This is a genomic window from Leptolyngbya sp. CCY15150, assembly GCF_016888135.1.
Lineage (GTDB): Bacteria > Cyanobacteriota > Cyanobacteriia > RECH01 > RECH01 > RECH01.
Map to the genome: position 1 here is coordinate 1 of NZ_JACSWB010000239.1, position 18,284 is coordinate 18,284.

12 protein-coding genes are annotated in these 18,284 nt (G+C 56.9%); 2 read left to right on the forward strand and 10 right to left on the reverse strand.

What is annotated here, in order from left to right; translation table 11 throughout:
* The first annotated feature begins 690 nt into the window (after positions 1 to 690).
* Positions 691 to 1,644 carry a sulfotransferase gene (locus JUJ53_RS18220; protein WP_275415799.1) on the forward strand — a complete coding sequence of 318 codons (954 nt, stop codon included), beginning with the start codon at positions 691 to 693 and terminating at the stop codon, positions 1,642 to 1,644.
* A 31-nt stretch (positions 1,645 to 1,675) separates the two neighbouring features.
* Here the strand turns inward: JUJ53_RS18220 and folK are convergent, their stop codons facing one another.
* From folK to dps, 5 genes are all read right to left on the reverse strand, one after another.
* Positions 1,676 to 2,206: a 2-amino-4-hydroxy-6-hydroxymethyldihydropteridine diphosphokinase gene (gene folK / locus JUJ53_RS18225; protein ID WP_204153489.1), complete on the reverse strand. Its 531-nt coding sequence runs from the start codon at positions 2,204 to 2,206 to the stop codon at positions 1,676 to 1,678.
* A gap of 266 nt (positions 2,207 to 2,472) precedes the next feature.
* Positions 2,473 to 2,712 carry a 2Fe-2S iron-sulfur cluster-binding protein gene (locus tag JUJ53_RS18230; protein ID WP_204153466.1) on the reverse strand — a complete coding sequence of 80 codons (240 nt, stop codon included), beginning with the start codon at positions 2,710 to 2,712 and terminating at the stop codon, positions 2,473 to 2,475.
* Positions 2,713 to 2,801: 89 nt separating this feature from the next.
* Entirely contained in the window at positions 2,802 to 3,380 is a 579-nt protein-coding gene (locus tag JUJ53_RS18235) for a pentapeptide repeat-containing protein (protein WP_204153467.1), read from the reverse strand.
* A gap of 188 nt (positions 3,381 to 3,568) precedes the next feature.
* Positions 3,569 to 4,732 carry a GNAT family N-acetyltransferase gene (locus JUJ53_RS18240; protein WP_204153468.1) on the reverse strand — a complete coding sequence of 388 codons (1,164 nt, stop codon included), beginning with the start codon at positions 4,730 to 4,732 and terminating at the stop codon, positions 3,569 to 3,571.
* Between the two features lie 109 nt (positions 4,733 to 4,841).
* The gene (dps, locus tag JUJ53_RS18245; RefSeq protein ID WP_204153469.1) at positions 4,842 to 5,369 is read right to left on the reverse strand and encodes a DNA starvation/stationary phase protection protein Dps; all 528 of its coding nucleotides are present in this window, start codon (positions 5,367 to 5,369) and stop codon (positions 4,842 to 4,844) included.
* A 578-nt stretch (positions 5,370 to 5,947) separates the two neighbouring features.
* On the opposite strand from dps, the gene JUJ53_RS18250 reads away from it, so the two are divergent.
* The gene (locus JUJ53_RS18250; protein ID WP_204153470.1) at positions 5,948 to 11,938 is read left to right on the forward strand and encodes a tetratricopeptide repeat protein; all 5,991 of its coding nucleotides are present in this window, start codon (positions 5,948 to 5,950) and stop codon (positions 11,936 to 11,938) included.
* A gap of 57 nt (positions 11,939 to 11,995) precedes the next feature.
* On the opposite strand, the gene JUJ53_RS18255 is transcribed toward JUJ53_RS18250, so the two are convergent.
* The 5 genes from JUJ53_RS18255 to JUJ53_RS18275 all read right to left on the reverse strand — a co-directional run bounded on the left by JUJ53_RS18255 (position 11,996) and on the right by JUJ53_RS18275 (position 18,166).
* Positions 11,996 to 13,132: a glycosyltransferase gene (locus tag JUJ53_RS18255; RefSeq protein WP_204153471.1), complete on the reverse strand. Its 1,137-nt coding sequence runs from the start codon at positions 13,130 to 13,132 to the stop codon at positions 11,996 to 11,998.
* A gap of 192 nt (positions 13,133 to 13,324) precedes the next feature.
* Positions 13,325 to 14,473 (reverse strand): NAD-dependent epimerase/dehydratase family protein, encoded by a 1,149-nt coding sequence (locus JUJ53_RS18260; protein ID WP_204153472.1) that lies wholly within the window; start codon positions 14,471 to 14,473, stop codon positions 13,325 to 13,327.
* Positions 14,474 to 14,804: 331 nt separating this feature from the next.
* Entirely contained in the window at positions 14,805 to 16,058 is a 1,254-nt protein-coding gene (locus tag JUJ53_RS18265; RefSeq protein ID WP_204153473.1) for an SPFH domain-containing protein, read from the reverse strand.
* On the reverse strand, positions 16,055 to 17,464 hold the full coding sequence (locus JUJ53_RS18270) for an SPFH domain-containing protein (RefSeq protein ID WP_239125188.1): 1,410 nt from the start codon (positions 17,462 to 17,464) through the stop codon (positions 16,055 to 16,057). Before JUJ53_RS18270 ends, JUJ53_RS18265 begins: the two co-directional genes overlap by 4 nt.
* A gap of 90 nt (positions 17,465 to 17,554) precedes the next feature.
* On the reverse strand, positions 17,555 to 18,166 hold the full coding sequence (locus JUJ53_RS18275; RefSeq protein ID WP_204153474.1) for an NfeD-like protein: 612 nt from the start codon (positions 18,164 to 18,166) through the stop codon (positions 17,555 to 17,557).
* Positions 18,167 to 18,284 lie beyond the last annotated feature (118 nt).

An 18,284-nucleotide genomic window follows, 5' to 3' on the forward strand; every position in this document is an offset into this window, starting at 1 on the left:
CGCTCTTGGTCTTCAGGTGTCATAGCGAGTGATCCCTAGGGCTACCCTTCTATTCTCCCCCTTGGCACTGTTTTTGCAAAAGTGGGATGCTCCCCTTCCGCTCTGCATTCAGCAGTTTTCAGGATGAGGGCAGTTTTCATACCTAACGTCGCTTCGAGCAAGGTCAACCTCATCCTTTTGCTTCCATGAAGCCGGCTCTACAAACGAGATTATCATCTCAGCATACCCGAGACATCCAGCATGAGAATTGCAGCTCTTTATCCTAAGCATTCCATAAGCTTTTTACGAATAGCTCTAAGCGGAAACTACTGTGATCGCCTAGGAGAATTTATACGTTAGTTACGCAACATCCAGGGATTTTCATCAACAATTGAAGTGCAAGATCCGTATTATTGCGATTGGCTCTTATGAGTCTTTACGCTAGAAGTTAGGTGCAAGGACATAGAGTCAGGGTAAGCATTTTAGGACTATTCAATGATGTATTTGGGTACTACTTTCTTGCAACAAACTTCATTCCAATACGTCTGTTCATTGAAGGATTAGCACCCTTAGATTAAACCGTAACTATCCTTCTTCAGATAGATGTCTAGCACGATCAAACCATGCTAGTCTAAGTGCACTAAACATGGGCGTCTCTACGCTATTCTAAACAAAGCTCTTGAACTAAAATTGAACCCGCACAGGCTTGCAATGACACAAAACAATTCCCTCAGTGCTCCCTGTTTTTTAGTAGGAGCTGAGCGCTCTGGAACGACCATGCTTAGGCTGATGCTAAACGGGCATCCTCAGCTAGCTTGGTGTAGTGAATCCGAGTTCATTGTGGATCATTTAGCAGCACCAGGATGCTGGCCTGATCTACAGGAATACCACAAACTATTAGACACCGATCGCATTTTTCAGACCTACAACTTTCATGTCGATCATCGGCTGAGCTACCCTGATTTAGTCAAAGACTTTATGCGACAAAAGCAGGTGCGCGATCGCAAAGAACAGGTGGGTGCAACGGTGCATCGTCACTTCGATCGCCTCCTATGGATTTGGCCTGAGGCACGATTTATTCACCTCGTTCGTGATCCTAGGGATGTGGCACCATCCTGCATTGGCATGGGCTGGGCGGGCAATGTTTGGACGGGGGTGGAGCGATGGCGTGAAGCAGAAGACTTGTGGACAACCCTCAAATCTAAGCTAACCAGCGATCGCTACCTTGAGGTGCGCTATGAGCTGCTGTTGCAAGATCCTGAAGCCGTCCTCACCCAGATTTGTCAGTTTCTTGGGCTATCCTACAGCGCCCACATGCTCCGCTATCCAGACTACACCACCTACGATGCCCCGGATGCCCGCCACGCTCAGAAGTGGAAGCAGACGATGAAAAAGAAGGATGTGCAGTTGGTGGAAGCCAAGGTTGCTCACCTCTTGGTAGAGCGCGGCTATGAACTCAGCGGTCATGAGGTGCTCTCACCCTCCGCGCTGCAGAAAAAAGTGCTTCAGGTGCAAGATCGCCTAGCGCGAATTCAGGCACGCGTGAGATCGATGGGACTACCGTTATTTGTGGCTGACTACATCATCCGCCGCCTTGGGGTTGAGCCCTGGCAGCGGGCCATGCGACTGCGGTTGAATGAACTAGAGCAGGCGGCTCTTAAGTAGTTCTACTTAGCCATCGCTAGCATCCCAATCGCTAACCCTCCCATCGCTGGATACCGGAACAATCACACTGCTGCACGAGATGGGCAATCGCCTGTCCGGTGGTGGGATCGAGCCAGTCTCCAGCGATTTCTGCTAGGGGGACTAAGACGAAGGCGCGATCGCCCATGCGTGGGTGAGGGATTTGGAGCGTCGGCGTCTGCAGGCAGCGATCGCCAAAGAGCAGCAAATCTAGATCCAGCAGGCGGGGGCCCCAGCGTTCTCGCCGCACGCGGCCAAACTGGGCTTCGATCATCAATAACGTGCTCAGCAATGCCTCGGGGGTCAAGCTGGTTTCCAGGATCGCGCAGGCATTGAGATAGTCCGGTTGAGGCGGCCCCACTGCGGCTGTTTGGTAGATCGATGACCGGGCAAGCAGGGAAATATGGGGAGTCTGCGCTAGGGCATCAAAGGCAGCCTGCAAAATTTGGTAGGAATCACCCAGATTACTTCCCAGAGCGATCGCGCTTTGGGTGGTTGATTCGGCCCGGCGTAGGATTGGCGAGGTTGGTGCTGCCGGTTGCATACCCCGTCCGAGATGAGACATAGTGCATCAAACCTTTCAACATAATAGGCCGGGCGATCGAGAGCCTTCGGCTAACGTTCAGCTCGTGAGGCTTGGATGGGTTACGGCTGCGCCTAACCCATCCTACTGGAACTTGCCGGGTTTCGACGACGCTCAACCCTCTTCCCATAAGGTTTTGATGCGTTACGGCTGCGCCTCACGCATCCTACCTGTTCCACGCTGAGCAGACCACGATTTGCTAGAAGAGCGATCGCTGCTTATGTAGCCTACCAGGTTGGGTCTACCATGAGGTTGATGGTCAAGTCTGCGCAATCCGGCGGCACGGCGGAGATACAGGAACAAATCACCCGACCGTCCTCCAGTTCTACTTCACAGGCATGGCAGGAACCCATCAGGCAACCCGTGGGAATGCTGATACCAGCCCGTTCAGCCACTTGCAGCAAGGGTTCACCAGCCTCGGCAGCGATCGCAATGTTATCGGGCAAAAAACGAACTTGAACAGTCATAAACACAGTAGGGATAATGAGCTGATGGTGTAAACCGAAAACGCCGCCCACCGCGTCCGACCATCCATTCAAGGGTGTGGGCGATCGCGTTAACGAATGGCGGTGCTGGGCATATTGGCACCCCGCAAATCGGCTTTATCCAGGATCGTATGTTCAAAAATGGCATCGTGCAGATTAGCCCGACAGAGGCGAGCCCCTGTCAAGTCGGCCTTACTCAAGTCTGCCCGCTTGAGAATGGCATCCGTCAAGTCAGCAACCCCTAGATCTGCCTCGGTCAACACGGCACGACTGAGGTTGGCATCGCTCAGATCGGTGGCGCTGAGGTCAGCGCCATGGAAAATGGCGCGATTACAGTTGGCTTCACTGAGATCCGCCGCCCCCAGTTGGGCATAGGTGAGGTTGGCGCGACTCAGATTAGCCGCGCTGAGATCGGCTGCTAAAAGCTGGGCTCCGGTCAAATTGGCACGGCTGAGGTTCGCTTCACTTAAATCGACCCGTAAGAGAACCGCTTCAAATAGATCGACCCCACTGAAATTAATGCCGCCGAGGCTCAGTTCACTAAGGTTAACCCCACTGAGGTCAACCTTAGAAACACAGGATTCTTGTCGCCAACGATTCCAAAAATCAATGCCCTTTTTGAGGGTAGCAAGATGCTCTGGATCTGCCATAGAGTTTGCAATCACGTTCCAGGTTGCAAGGGATGATAAGCCTTGGTGAGTTAAGACTACAGCCTCATGCCACGCCTTGCCACCGGCTGACTAGCAAGGACAACATGTTAGACCTAGGCTAACTTGCCTAAAGTATATCTCCGAACGGACAGAAGCCGCTGTTCTTCCGGCAACCAGCACCGCATCCCCTAGAAAAAGTCGGGCATCCAGGGAGAGCCGGTGGCAAACATCTGGGTGGCGATCGCCACGGCCTGATCACTCCCCTCCAACCAGCGCATCCAGCGTAGTTGGGTTGGAGAAAAGAGACCGGTATAGAGCGCTGCCAGCCCCTGAATCGAGAGCGACAGCCCCTCCCCTGCCTGACGGGTCACCTGTCCTTGCCCATTGGCGACGGAGAGCCGGAAGGTATCGGTATTAGCCGACAATAAATCATCCTGCACCGTGAGGTAGAGATCCGCCGTGAGGTTTAGGGGATAGCCGCGACATTCTAAAGCCCGTACAACATCGACAATGCGTACCATCCAGCGATCGCCATCCCCCGGTTTAGCCTCTTGGTTTGGCAACCCTAGGGCAAGAGGATCAATTAACCCACTGCGCCACTGTACCTGATCAATTTGCGATCGATGGGAGCCCAGAAAGGCCCAGAGTGTTTTCAGAGCAGCGGGACTGGTAACCACCCAATCTAATACATCAATCTGGGTGCGATCGCCTTGACGACCTTGGTGAAATGCTACGTAGCCCTGGGGCTGATCCGTGGGGCCAAACTGATAGAGGAAAAGAGCTTGTTTCGACATGTCGAGGAGATTGTTCCAGAGAACTGGGGCGCGATCGAGATGGCCGTTGTGATAGGCAGCCTGCTGCTGCTGAAGCGATCGCAGCCTGGCTATATCAACCGCCATAGGACTCACCGGCAAGGGCGGATCGGTCACCTGGATGCGATCGCAGTCGATGTGCCACCGATAGCGGGTACCGCCTTGCTCATAGCCCACCTGACGATAGAGACGCTGCACGGCTGGATACAGCGTTGAGATAGGGACATGGCGATCCTGTAGCTCCCGCAGCGTCTCTTGCATGAGCACCAGCGCGGCCCCTTGCCCGCGCCATTCTGGAGCCACCGACACCGCCGCAATTCCCACCATGGGAACCAGCTTGCCTCCAAACCACTGCCCCATCGGCAGAGTTGCTAGCCCACCCACAAGCTGCGATCCATAGTGCAACACCCGCATATTGTCTAGCCCAATCCGTTGAAGATAGCGGGCTTCACGATCAACTGGGGTTACAAAACACTGGCAAACCAACGCATTAAATTGAGCCGCATCCGACTCGTGAAGTGAGCTAAGTTGAAAGGCCATAGAGGTCATACACCCTAGAAATCATCATTGCAAAACGCCCACTCCCCAGATTAGAGGAGTGGGCGATCGTCTGTGCAACTAAAGCTTCAAGAAAACCCTAGTCGTCAGCCTAGGCAAGACTACCCTTGTTCACCAAATGGGCTTCGAGGAACCAGAGGCGCTTGTCGATGGTGCGGGAGATTTCGGTATAGAGATCGGCGGTGTCGGCATCACCAGCATTGTCGGTGACATCGATCGCTTCCCGCACATGGGAGGCATAGAGCGCAAATCGTTCAGCCAACGCCGTCACATGCTCAACGCCTTCCACAATCTCGGTAGGATATTCAGGCAGGATGGAGTTGCTAGCCGCCATGCGGGCAGTTCCCAGGGCGGTGCCCCCCAAGGCGGTGATCCGCTCGGCTACCATATCCACATATTCGTTCAGTTCGCCTGCCATTTCGTCAAACAGTTCATGGAGTTGATAGAAGTCCATGCCTTTGACGTTCCAGTGGGCTTGCTTGGTCTGAGTTTTCAGATCCAGGGTGGCAGCCAAGGTTTTGTTGAGCAAGTCTGCAACCTGCGATCGCACCTCCATCGCCAGATCAATCCGGGTGGGGTAAAAGCGTCCAGTGGTTGCGCGAGAAGTCGTAGCTGTCATACGTATGTCTCCTGATAGATCGTCTGTGGATGGAAAAATCGGGCAAATCTTAGGGATCGCCTCGCTTGCCTTAACCCCTCCGTGCTTGCAGCGGATCGGGCAGCGGATCGGGCTTTGGTAACCAGCATGGGTGTCAACACCAGCCGGAGCGATCGCTCTCGAACTTCTATATCATACTCGTAATGAGTTCGACTTAGCAATCCCTCATTGGGTAGAGTTGTGCCGTGAGGGATTTTCTATAATCAGGACTACTGATCACAACCACTCGTCAGGGTGTCGGATCTAGACGATTCAGCCGAACGGTGAGACGCGGTGGTGATAGGGCCTGTAGGTCTTGCTTTGATTGTGCCACGGATCTCCGTTGACCGCCTCTACAAAGAGATAGATTATGCTGAGGAGCAAGCTCTGTTCTGGGGAGAACTCGCGGTCTAGATCGAAGGGCGATCGCTCTTGGGTATCCTAGCCATCGGGTTGATTGCCCCAGATTGAAGATCCTCACCCCACCCCTCCAGGATGGGAGATGGGCTTTGAACACACCTGCACCCTCTTGCTCCCGTTGTTGCCATAGACCCTTGGGCATGTCTTTTTCCAGCTCTGATCACCTACAAACTGCCCTCCAACACCACCAAGCCGGTCGATGGCATGAGGCAGCTCAGCTCTACCGTCAGGTGTTAGCCCAACATCCTAGCCATACCGAGGCCCTGAAGCTCTTAGGCACCTTAGCGGAGCAAACCCAGGATCTGCCGCTGGCCCTCAACGCCTACCAGGAGGCGATCGCTACCGAGCCCACCCAGATCCATCTCTATCTCTCCCTAGGCCGTCTTTATCATCGACACCATCAAATCAGCGAGGCGATCGCAGTTTATCAACAAGCTCTAGACCGCGGCGTAGCCGCCGCCACCCTGCAAGCGCAACTGGCCGCCGCACTAGATGACCAGCAGGACTACGCCGCCGCTGCCCAACACTACCAGCAGGCGATCGCCCTCGACCCGCAAGATGCCCTGCTGCACCACAACCTTGGCACCGTCTGCCATAAGCAACAGGATCTGTCCCAGGCCATCCGTCACTACCAACGGGCGATCGCCCTCAAGGCTGACTATGCCAAGGCTCATCTCAACCTAGGCACGGCTCTGCAGCAGCTAGGAGAAACTCACCAAGCGATCGCCGCCTATGAGCAAGCGATCGCCCTCGATCCCAGTCTGGCCCTAGCCTACGATGCCCTAGGCTCTATCTACCTAGCCCTGGGAGATCTGTCCCGCGCTGTTGACTACTACCGACAAGCGATCGCCCTGCAGCCCGACCATGCCGATACCCACGTCAACCTGGCCATGGCGCTCCTGCGATCGGGCGACCTGGCCGCCGGATTTACGGAGTATGAATGGCGACGGCGAGACCGGCCTCTCCCGGAACCCAGATGGGACGGCAGCCCCCTCCAAGGGCAAGTTATTTTGCTGCACGCTGAGCAAGGCTTTGGCGATGCCATCCAGTTCATCCGCTACGTATCGGCGGTGGTGCAGCGGGGTGGGCGGGTGTGGGTGGGCTGTCCGTCGCCGTTGGTGCGCCTATTTCAATCTGTGCCCGGCGTGGAAACGGCGGGTAGCGCCATCGATGCCGGTCAGGTACAGCAGCACGCCGCCCTGATGAGCCTGCCCCATCTGCTGGGCACCACCCTAGAAACGATTCCTGCGCCCATTCCCTACATCGATCTAGCCCCGCTCTGGGACACCCGCGCCCAAGCGATCGCCGCCCGCATAGCTACATTTGCAGAGCAGGTTCCCAGCCATCGCCGCATCGGTTTAGTGTGGGCGGGCAGTGCTGGCAACCCAGATGATCAATACCGCACCTGCCCTGCGGCGCTCTTGCAGCCGCTGCTGGCTCAGCCCAAATGTCTGTTTTATAGTCTGCAAGTGGGCGATCGCCGGTCGGAATTAGCCACCCTCGCTCCCCAGGGTGAGGTACTGGACTTGGGCGATGATGTGCAGGACTTTGCTGATACAGCGATCGCCATCAGTCAACTCGATGGGGTGATCACCGTCGATACAGCCGTGGCCCATTTGGCCGGAGCCCTGGGGAAACCGGTGTGGATTTTGCTATCGACCCAGCCGGACTGGCGCTGGTTGGATGAGCGTCGGGATAGCCCTTGGTATCCCACGGCGCGCTTGTTTCGCCAACCCCAGCCCGGTGATTGGTCAACGGTGATTGCAAACGTGGGAAGGGCGATCGCCCAGGGAGGCTTGCCCCGCAGCCCCAAGCCGTCTGCGGATCCCAGCCCAGCCCAGCCCGTCGAGCCTCACCTGTCTGTAATCCAACAGGGCTTTGTCCATCATCAAGCCGGTCGCTTGGAGCAAGCCGCACCGTTCTACCAAAGCATTTTGCAGCAAGACCCCGATCACATGGAGGCGCTGCAACTGCTGGGGACTTTAGTGTGCCAACAGCAGCGCTATGCCGAGGGCGCAGACTATTTGCGGCGGGCCCTGGCGCTCAAGCCCACCTATGCCGAGGGCTACTATAACCTGGGCTCGGCCCTGCAAAACCTAGAGCAATCCGAGGAGGCAATCGCGGCCTTTCAACAAGCGATCGCCCTGCGACCAGACTATCCCGAAGCCCATTTGAACCTAGGCACAATCTATAAGCGCCGTCAGCAATATGCCGAAGCAGCCGAGCAGTTTCAGGCAGCGATCGCCCTGCGACCGGACTATGCGAAAGCCTGGCGCAGCCTCGGCTCCGTGCTCCGCATCCAGAACCGCTGTGAGGAGGCCATTCCCTGCTATGAGCGGGCGCTGGCCATCGATCCCACCTATGCCCATGCCTACAGCAGTTGGGGCTATTTGCTGACCGAAATGGGGCAATTGCCCGCCGCGATGGAGAAATATGAACAGGCGATCGCCCTCGATCCTGACCATGTAGATGCCCAGTTTGGTCGCGCCGCCCTGCACCTGCGCATGGGCAATTTCCTAGAAGGCTTTGCCGGCTATGAATGGCGCTGGAAGTACGACTATTGTCCACCTCGGGATTTTTTCCAGCCCCTATGGACGGGCGATCGCTTTGCCGGAAAAACCCTCTTGCTCCACGATGAACAGGGCTTGGGCGATGCCATTCAGGCGATGCGCTTTGTGCCCTTGGTGATCGCCCTGGGAGGACGGGTGGTGCTGGAATGCCGAGACGTGTTGATGCGCCTCTTTCAAACTGTGCCAGGCGTTGACCAGTGGGTGATCCGGGGTGAACCCCTGCCTGAGTTTGACTGCCACGCCCCCCTGATGAGTTTGCCATGGTTACTGCAGATCACCCTGGATACCTTACCCAACCAGGTGCCCTACCTATCAGTACCCCCCACGACCCAGCTCACCCTGCCCGCCACGCCTCCCGGCATCCGCAAGCTGGGCATCGTCTGGGCCGCCAATCCGGTGAACAAAACCGGCAGTAAACGTTCCTGCCCCCTCGACCATTGGCAGGCGATCGCCCAGCAGCCTGGCCTACAGCTCTACAGTTTGCAAAAAGATCCTAATCCCGAGGATCAAGCCTGGCTACGAGCCCATGGCGTGATCGATCTGAGTGGGGCGCTCAGCGACTTGGCAGAAACGGCCGCCGCGATCGCCCAGTTAGATCTAGTGATCACCGTCGATACCGCCGTGGCCCACCTGAGCGGAGCCCTGGGGCAACCCACCTGGGTTCTATTGCCCGCCATGGCCGACTGGCGCTGGATGGTCGACCGCTCCGACAGCCCCTGGTATCCCACCGCTCGCCTGTTCCGCCAAACCACATCGGGAGATTGGTCGCCGGTCATAGCAGCGATCGCTACCGCCCTGACCACCCCATCCTTCCTGGCTCCACCGTCCACACCTGTGGATCCAGCCCAGCATCGGTCAATCACTGCAACTTCACCCCAGATCGTCCCAGCCGCCAGCGATCGCCCCTCCCGGTCAGCCCTGCTAAAAACCGCCGTCGCCCAGCACCAAGCCGGTCAGCTAGAAGCCGCCAAAGCCCTGTACGAACAACTCCGCGATCGCTATCCCCAAGACGGCAACGCCATGCATCTCCTGGGAGTGATTGCCTACCAATCCGGTGAGCTAGACGAGGCGATCGCTCTTTATCAGCAAGCCCTAGACCGCCTGCCCCACTATGCCGAACTGCACAATAACCTAGCCGTCGCCCTCGACAAAGCTGGACAGACGGAGCAAGCCCAAGGGCACTATCAACAAGCAATCGCCCTCAAGCCCGACTATGCCGAAGCCTGGCACAACCTCGGCACCCTCTACCAAGGACAAGACCGCATCGACGATGCCATTCAGCAGTATCAACAAGCGATCGCCCTCAAACCCAACTATGCCGACGGCTACAACAGTTGGGGCAGCGCCCTCAAACGGGGCGATCGCCTAGAAGAAGCTCTCAACTACTACAACCGGGCTCTGGCCTTGGAGCCCAACCACTTGGAAGCACGCTGTGGCCGGGCCGCCGTCTTGCTCAAACTGGGCCAGTTCACCCAGGGCTGGGAGGACTACGAATGGCGCTGGCAGCATCCCGACTGTCCGCCCCGGCAGTTCCAGCAACCCATGTGGACGGGAGACGAGGTGCGCGGAACCCTGTTGCTTTATACCGAACAGGGGCTAGGAGACGCCATCCAAATGGTGCGCTATCTACCTCAGGTGCAGGCCAGGTGCGATCGCCTGTGGATTGAATGCCATCAGCCGGGTCTAGGACGTCTATTCCGCACCCTAGCCGCCAGCCTTGGGGGAGATATCCAGGTGTTTGAACTCGGTCAGGTACCGGACGGCGTGACCTACCAAGCGCCTTTCATGAGCCTGCCCCGCATCTTCGGCACCACTCTAGAGACCATCCCCGCCGCCTGCCCCTATCTGCTGCCCCCCCCGGAAACCCTGGGTCCCCTCCCTGCTCACGATCCCCGTCGTGCCAACATTGGGATCGTGTGGACAGCCAACCGCTTGAGCAAAACCGGCGAGCAGCGCTCCTGTTCCCTAGATGACCTGAAACCCCTACTCTCTCTGGCGTCTCTGGCGTCCGTGAACCTCTACAGCCTGCAAAAAGACGTCTTACCCGAGGAACAGGCTGTCCTCGATCGGGCAGGGGTGATTAGCCTGGGCTCCCAGTTCACCGACCTGGCCGACACCGCTGGAGCGATCGCCCAACTCGATCTGGTGATCACCGTCGATACCGTGATTGCCCATCTAGCCGGGGCCCTAGGCAAACCCACCTGGGTACTCCTCCACCTCTCCTGCGACTGGCGCTGGTTGAGCGATCGCCCCGATAGCCCCTGGTATCCCACCCTGCGTCTCTTCCGCCAAACCCAGGCTAATGACTGGCAACCGGCGATCGCCCAACTCCTCGCCCAGCTTCAGGAGCACTACCCGATGACACCGCCCGCCCCCACGCCTACCAAACACATCCTGGGCGTAGGCTGGCCCATGAGCCTGATGACCGGCTGGGGAAATTTTGGCATCAACCTCGTCCTTCAGCTTCAGCAGATGCCCGACTTCGCGCCCGTGCTGCTGGCTAAATCCGAGGCCATCGATCAGCTCAATCCCCTACACCGATCGCTCCTAGAACCGATCGTTGCGGAATACCAACGCCTGCAAGCGCTCCTAGACGCCAACCCCGGTAAACAGCTCCAGCTGAATGTGCCGGTGCTCCATGCCCTAGGCAATGGCCTCCAAGGCGGACTCATGCCCAAGCTGCGGGGCGATCGCAATCTGGGGGTGATTTTCCTCGAAGATACCCATCTGCCACCGGAGGCGATCGCTCGGGGACGTCAGTATGAGCTGCTGATCGCTGGCTCCCAATGGAACGAAACGGTCTTGCGGGCAGCGGGTCTTGATCACGCCTATGCCTCTCCCCAGGGCATCGACCCCACCCGTTTCCATCCGGGCCCCAAATCAGGACTCCTGGGCGATCGCTTCGTGATCTTCTCCGGCGGCAAGCTGGAATATCGCAAGGGGCAGGATCTTGTGGTGGCGGCCGTGCGCCGCTTCGTGGAACGACATCCCGACACCCTCCTGCTCACCGCCTGGCATAATTTTTGGCCCCAGTTCATGCAGGGCATAGACCGCAGTCATGTTCAGGGTCTACCGACCATCGATGCCCAGCGCCGCCTTCAGGTCAAACCTTGGTTGGCCGCCAACGGCATTCCACCTCAACAGGTCATAGATATTGGCCCCATTCCTAACTACCTGATGGGGGAAGTGATCCGAGAAGCCGATGTCGCCGTTTTTCCCAATCGGGGGGAAGGCGGTACTAACCTAGCAGCCATGGAGTGCCTGGCCTGCGGCATTCCCACGATTCTTTCCGCCAATACCGGTCATTTGGATATCATCGGCGAGCATTGTTATCCCCTCCGCCACCAAGCTCCCGTGCAGCCCATTGCGCCGTTTGTGGGCGTTGAGGGCTGGGGTGAATCCGATGTGGATGAGATCGTGGAGGCGTTGGAACAGGTCTACAGCGATCGCTCCACGGCCCGCCAAAAGGGGCAAGCCGCCGCCGAGTTTATGCAGGACTGGACATGGGCCAAGCAAGTGCGCCGCATGGGTGAGATTCTTCAACGAACTGGGGTAGTGTAGGCTGATCGAGCAAGATGTGACCCAGCGCAGGCACCCCATCAGAGCCGCGTCGATAGATTACGCCGCCGACGGCAGGGAGCGGTAGTTGCTCACCACCTCTTGATAAAAGCCTTGAAGCTGTCGCGTAGCCGCCGACCAGCCCCACTTCTCTGCCTCTAAACGGGCATTGTGCCGGAGGGTATCCCGCTCAGCCTGTTGCGAAAGCAGGCGTTGCGTGGCAGCGATCGCCCCATAGTCATCCATCGGATCAAACAGATAGCCGTTCACACCATCGGTGACAATGTCGGGAATGCCGCCGGAGTTGGCCGCCACCACCGGGCAGCCGGCCGCCATCGCTTCTAGCAGCACTAGTCCCAAGGTTTCTGTCCGAGAGGGGAAAATAAACGCATCCGCCGAGGCAAACGCCGTGGCTAGGTCTAGCCCTTCTAAATAGCCCACAAAATGGGTCGGTGTTCCAGCAAAATGTTTCTCAAGATCGGCCCGGTAGGGGCCATCGCCCACCAACGCCAAACGAGCATTGGGAATTGCCTCTAGCACCGGACGAATCCGATCAATTTCCTTCTCCGCCGACAGCCGTCCTACGTAGAGCAGCAAGGGACTCTCAGGATGCCCTTGACTGAGGCGCGATCGCATCTCGGCACAGGTGAGATGGGGCTGGAATAACTCCGTATCCACGCCCCGCTGCCACACCGCCACTCGCTCAATGCCGTGGGTGGTGAGCTGCTCCTGCATCGCCGTGGAGGTACAGAGATTAATTTCTGCCTGATTGTGCGCCACCTTCAACAGTTCCCACATCACCCCTTCCAGCATTCCCAGCCCGTAATGCTCCAAATACTTGGGCAAGTGGGTATGGTAGGACGCCACCAAGGGCACCTTGAGGTTCTTGGCATGGAACAGCCCCGCCAACCCCAAAACCGCTGGGTTGACCACATGCACTAAGTCCGGCTGAAATTCTTCAATGGTCTGCCCAATGGACGGCCGCGGCAGGGCTAGCTTAAGTTCTGGGTAGAGCGGCAGGGGGAACCCCGGCACCCCGTAAATTCTTGCCCCTTTATATTCCGTTAAGCCACCATCCGGCGACACCACCAACACCTGATCACCCAAGCGCTGTAGGTGCTCCACCGTATGCTTGAGACGGGTAACGATGCCATCAACTTTGGGTAAAAAGGTTTCAGTGAATAGGGCAATGCGCATGACTTAGAACGGGATGAGGGGACTGTAAGTAGGACAAGACAACAAGCATCACAGCATCAAGACGTACAGCAAGTACAGTACGTCCCAACCTAGACCAACCCACGTGCCCCATCGAGACGCCGATGTACACCACCCTAAGGTCAGTCAGGTCAGGCGATCGCCCCCAGAAGAAGCGATCGCCCTGCAACCAGGTTACCGCCAGGTGACCTTCGGGAGAATTTGCGACTCATCCACCCGATCTTTGTACTTGATGCTGAAGTTGAGGAGCGAATCCAGCAAGGAATCAGACAGGAGGTGAGGCTGCAGCCCTAGATCCAGCAGGTTGGTGTTCTTGGCGTTGAAGTAGTGCTCTTCTGCCTCCACCCGAGGATTGTCGATGCTCTTGATGTCTACGCTCAGCCCCAGAGCATTGCCCGCACCCTTGATCATCAGAGCGATGTCTTGAATGCTGAACATTTCTGTGAATTGGTTGAACACGCGGAATTCTCCAGGGTTAGCCGGCGTGGCGATCGCCAGTTCCACACAGCGCACCGTATCGCGAATATCGAGCATGGCGCGGGTTTGCGACCCCGATCCATAGACCGTCAGCGGATGACCCACCGCCGCTTGGATACAGAAGCGGTTCAGCGCCGTCCCAAACACGCCGTCATAGTCCAACCGGTTCACCAGCAGTTCATCCATGCCGGTTTCATCGGTCAACACCCCGTAGACAATGCCTTGGTTGAGGTCGGTGGCGCGCAGCCCCCAAATTTTGCAGGCAAAGTGAATGTTGTGGGAATCGTGTACCTTGCTGAGGTGGTAGAACGATCCGGGCTGTTTTGGATAAGGTAGGGTATCTTTGCGACCATTGTGCTCAATGGTGATGTAGCCCTCTTCAATGTCGATATTGGGGGTACCGTATTCACCCATGGTGCCCAATTTCACCAAGTGGCAGTCGGGGAAGCTCTCCCGCATCACGTAGAGCAGGTTGAGGGTGCCGACCACGTTATTCACCTGGGTGAGCACCGCATGTTCGCGGTCAATCATGGAGAAGGGAGCCGATCGCTGTTCCCCGAAGTGAACCACGGCTTCCGGCTCGAAGCTATGCATGGCTTCGCTGAGGAACGTGTAATCCGTCAAGTCTCCAACGAAGAGATCAATGGACTTGCCGGTCAAATCTTTCCAGCGCTGAATACGTTGCTGAATGGGCGCGATGGGAGTGAGAGTTTCCACGCAGAGTTGCGCGTCCCAGTGTCGGCGCACCAGGCTGTCTAAAATCCCAACTTCGTAGCCTCGGTTTGAGAGATACAGTGCTGTTGCCCAACCGCAATAGCCGTCGCCACCAATAACTAGGACTTTCATCGTGCTAAATCTTGCTAATGTGTTGCTTGCTCTCGCTCAAATCTACCAGGTTTGGGGACCGCATAGCGCACTGACCTCAAACCCAATGGAAATTCACAGGTGGTGCTAGTAGGACAATCTACGTCAAAACTGACACCGGGATCAAACGGGGCGATCGCTCCCTTTAGGGCCACAATCCAGCCGAATTCATGCCCCATCTAGACCCACCTCGGATTGAGTAGAAATATTAAGAAAAGCAAAAATCCCTAGTCCCCTTGGGGACTAGGGATCAACCATCCCAGACTATATGCCCCGGCCGTATGGACAAGTTCGCCATGGAAGCACTGGAACGCTAGCTGGAGGGCGGCTGCTCCTCCGAGCGGGTGAGATTGCGGACAGTTTGAGCTAGGTCAATGCCGGTGGAAGCACGCAATTGTTCATTCAAGGATGCCAACTGTGGCACCGTTCCCCCTTGGGAAGCATCAATCACCGTGACATTTTGCACCGACAGCGGCGGCACCGTGGCGCTCATGGTTTTCAGCAAGATCTCTAGCTTTTGCAGCAGGAAGATTTCCCGAGCATTGGGGCCAGCCATTTTCCAGGATTCTGCCAGTTGGCGCGTCCCTTCGGCCTGGGCCTTGCCATCTTCAATGATGCTGGCGGCATCCCCCTGGGCACGGGCGATCGCTCGTTTGCAGTCTGCCTCCGCTGGAGCCACCACATCCGCCTGCAGTTGCTGAATCACCTGCTTAATGCGCTCTTGCTGCACCGGCAGTTCGGCCTGGGTGCGGGCCACCTCAGAGGCGATCGCTGCTTCGGCTTCGGCAATCAACGCTTGACGACGAGTTTTGGCATCTTGCATACGGCGCTCGGCATCGGCCTGGGAAATGGCAATGTCGCGATCCAACCGCTTCAGGGCCGTGCGCTTCGCATTATTGACCGAGGTGATCGCCGATTCGGCCCGCGCTTGGGCTTCTGCGATCCGGGCATCGCGCAGCAAATCCGCACTTTGCTTACGACCAATAGAGTCTAGATAGCGCACCTCATCAGAAATATTCTGAATTTGCAGCGTATCCAGCACCAGGCCCATTTGCTCCAGGTCGTCCTCTGCTTCATCGAGCAGACTCTTGGCAAATGCCATCTTATCTTCATTCACCTGCTCAGGGGTGAGGCTAGCTAAGACACCGCGCAGATTACCCTCTAGGGTTTCCTTGGCAATGGATTCAATTTCCTTACGGCTCTTGCCCAGCAGACGCTCGATGGCGTTGTGGATGGTGGGTTCTTCCCCCGCCACCTTAATGTTGGCCACCCCTTCCACGGTTAGGGGAATGCCGCCCTTGGAATAGGCATTGGAGACCCGTAGCTCGATGATCATGTTGCTGAGATCCATGCGCAGAGCCCGTTCCACCAAAGGCGTTCGCAGACTGCTGCCCCCCTTCACCAAGCGATAGCCAATACGACGACCATCGCTCACCGTGCGCGAACTGCCCGCAAAAATGAGCACTTCACTGGGTTGGCACACATAGTAGAGATTGCGAATGATAAAGACCGTGGCTCCGGTACCTAAGCCCAACAATCCTAGGATGGTGACAATAATAGCGGTCATTGGGAGGACTCCTGTATCGAGGGGGTCGAGGGGTTAGCAAGCTGCGCTTGGGGGCGCTGACGGTTGAGGGTGCTGGTGACATTTAAACCGAGGGTTTGATCCACCCGTTCTAGGAACTGACGCACCATTTCTGGATAGGCATTCACCAAACTAGCGATCGCTTTCCCGTCGCCATTGTCAATCACGTTGATGTTGTGCAGTTCCACCCGCTGGGGAATTTGGGCCGCTTCCTTCAGCACCATCTCAATTTGCTGAATCAAGAACACCTCGGACGCGTTAGCCCCCGTATCCATCCACACCTGATTGAGCAGATTGTTCACCTGGGCAGAGGCTTTGGCATTTTCTGCCAAGGGAGCTGCATGACCTCGGGCCATGAGTTCCTTGGCCTGGCGATCGGCTTCAGCAGGCAGCACTTCATCGGCTTCTAGGCGCAGACGTTCCAACTCCGCCCGCACGGTTTGCAACAGTTGCTCAGCCCGAGCCCGAGCTTCCCGTCCGGCTGCATCCGTCCGCTCTTCCTCCGACTTCGCCTGTTGCTCTAGCTCCGCTTTAATGGTGCGCAGCTCATTTTGCTTGGATTGGATGATCGCCATGGCCTGCCGTTCGGCCACCTCGGCCTGCTGTTCACAGCCAGCTTCAATGCTTTCGGCTTCGGCCACAGCATCCGACTCTGCCATCTCCGCATCGCGCACAATCTGAGCAATGCGCCGCCGCCCGATGGAACTGAGGTAGTCCACATCATCCGCCACGCTTTGAATCTTCAGGGTATCAATGTGCAAACCCAGCTTAGAGAGGTCTTTCGCCACATCACTGGTCATGCGTTCGGCAAATTCCAAACGGTCTTCGTTGATTTGCTCCGGCGTGAGCAGCGCCACCACCCCCCGCAAATTTCCCTCTAGGGTTTCGCGAGCCACGCGGGTAATCTCGGAGCGATCGCGATCGAGGAATCGTTCGATGGCATTGCCCACAAGCTGACGGTTGCTGGAGATTTTCACATTGGCGATCGCTTGAATATGCAGCGGTGTTCCCCCTTTGGAATAGGCATTGCGCACTTCCACCACCACCGGAATGGTGGTCATATCCATGCGCTTCACCGTTTCTAGAATGGGGATAGCAATCACCCGCCCACCAAAAATCACCCGGTAGCCCTGGTCTTGTCCTTCATCCGTGCGGTGTTTGCGTCCAGACAGAATGAGGATTTCATTGGGATTGCAAATTTTCAAAAAGTTGTTGAGAAACCAAATCACCAACACCACAAAAAACAGGGAAAAGGCGATGGGCAACGCGGTACTCAGCTGATCATCATTGCGGCGCGCAGGGGCCGGAGCGCTACCGGGAACCTGGGCAACATAGTTAGCTTGGACTGGCGGGAAGCCCGTCATGGAATAAAGCTGAAAATTAGTCATAACAACCATTGAGGATGAAGGGACTTGAAAAACCGCTACAGATTCCAGAAGGTGCCAGAGTAGAACCTACATCTAGCTTGCACCTCACACCTAGGGGCAATCGGGCGGGGCAGCATCCGGCAGTTGTCCGATCGCATCCTGTTGAGAGACCACCCAAACGCGATTCTTGCTCATGCTGACAATGAACACCGTATCGCCCACCTGAAATCCGTTGGGATCGTCCGTCAGCGCCATAACGCCTAACGTCGTTCCGCGAATTTGAAGCTGAATCTTGCCTCGACTATTAGCATCAAAGGGAATTTCCACCGTTCCTGAAAGACCGACATAGTCGGTAGAACGCACTAAACTATCGATGCGGCGGCGACCCAGTTGTCGCAGGGCGATCGCCACTATACTGCCACAGATCACCCCAATCCCGACAGACGTCAGCACCACCGTCGCCGCAACCATCTCTGTCGCAGAGAGCAGAATCCCCGACAGCCCAAAAAAGCAGGTGCCAAACGTCCAAAAGCGCAGGCTAAAAATCGGCAGCCACAGGCCACGACGCCGACGCAGGGGCGATCGCTCCTCCTCATCTCGGCGATCGGCTCCGACATCCATCTCAAATTCCGAGTCAAACTCTGCGCCATCTAGACCGCCCACGACGGCCAGAAGCACAAACAGGCCGCCCACAAGGCAGCATATCCAATACACAAGCAGCATGGTCATTCAGCCCGCTGAAACAACTCTCCCCCATCGTTCTCCCCTATAGTAAGCCGGGGCTAGAGACCAGACCACTAAGGAGCGGAGAGTCGTCATGGGTTGTAATGGAACCTGGGGG

What these genes read in the sequence shown, in the direction of transcription:
- JUJ53_RS18240 (WP_204153468.1), bottom strand. Translation starts at nt 4,732, where the DNA reads ATGGCCTTTCAACTTAGCTCACTTCACGAGTCGGATGCGGCTCAATTT.
- JUJ53_RS18265 (WP_204153473.1), bottom strand. Translation starts at nt 16,058, where the DNA reads ATGACCGCTATTATTGTCACCATCCTAGGATTGTTGGGCTTAGGTACC.
- JUJ53_RS18220 (WP_275415799.1), top strand. Translation starts at nt 691, where the DNA reads ATGACACAAAACAATTCCCTCAGTGCTCCCTGTTTTTTAGTAGGAGCT.
- JUJ53_RS18260 (WP_204153472.1), bottom strand. Translation starts at nt 14,473, where the DNA reads ATGAAAGTCCTAGTTATTGGTGGCGACGGCTATTGCGGTTGGGCAACA.
- JUJ53_RS18270 (WP_239125188.1), bottom strand. Translation starts at nt 17,464, where the DNA reads ATGACTAATTTTCAGCTTTATTCCATGACGGGCTTCCCGCCAGTCCAA.
- JUJ53_RS18255 (WP_204153471.1), bottom strand. Translation starts at nt 13,132, where the DNA reads ATGCGCATTGCCCTATTCACTGAAACCTTTTTACCCAAAGTTGATGGC.
- JUJ53_RS18250 (WP_204153470.1), top strand. Translation starts at nt 5,948, where the DNA reads ATGTCTTTTTCCAGCTCTGATCACCTACAAACTGCCCTCCAACACCAC.
- JUJ53_RS18275 (WP_204153474.1), bottom strand. Translation starts at nt 18,166, where the DNA reads ATGCTGCTTGTGTATTGGATATGCTGCCTTGTGGGCGGCCTGTTTGTG.
- dps (WP_204153469.1), bottom strand. Translation starts at nt 5,369, where the DNA reads ATGACAGCTACGACTTCTCGCGCAACCACTGGACGCTTTTACCCCACC.
- JUJ53_RS18235 (WP_204153467.1), bottom strand. Translation starts at nt 3,380, where the DNA reads ATGGCAGATCCAGAGCATCTTGCTACCCTCAAAAAGGGCATTGATTTT.
- JUJ53_RS18230 (WP_204153466.1), bottom strand. Translation starts at nt 2,712, where the DNA reads ATGACTGTTCAAGTTCGTTTTTTGCCCGATAACATTGCGATCGCTGCC.
- folK (WP_204153489.1), bottom strand. Translation starts at nt 2,206, where the DNA reads ATGCAACCGGCAGCACCAACCTCGCCAATCCTACGCCGGGCCGAATCA.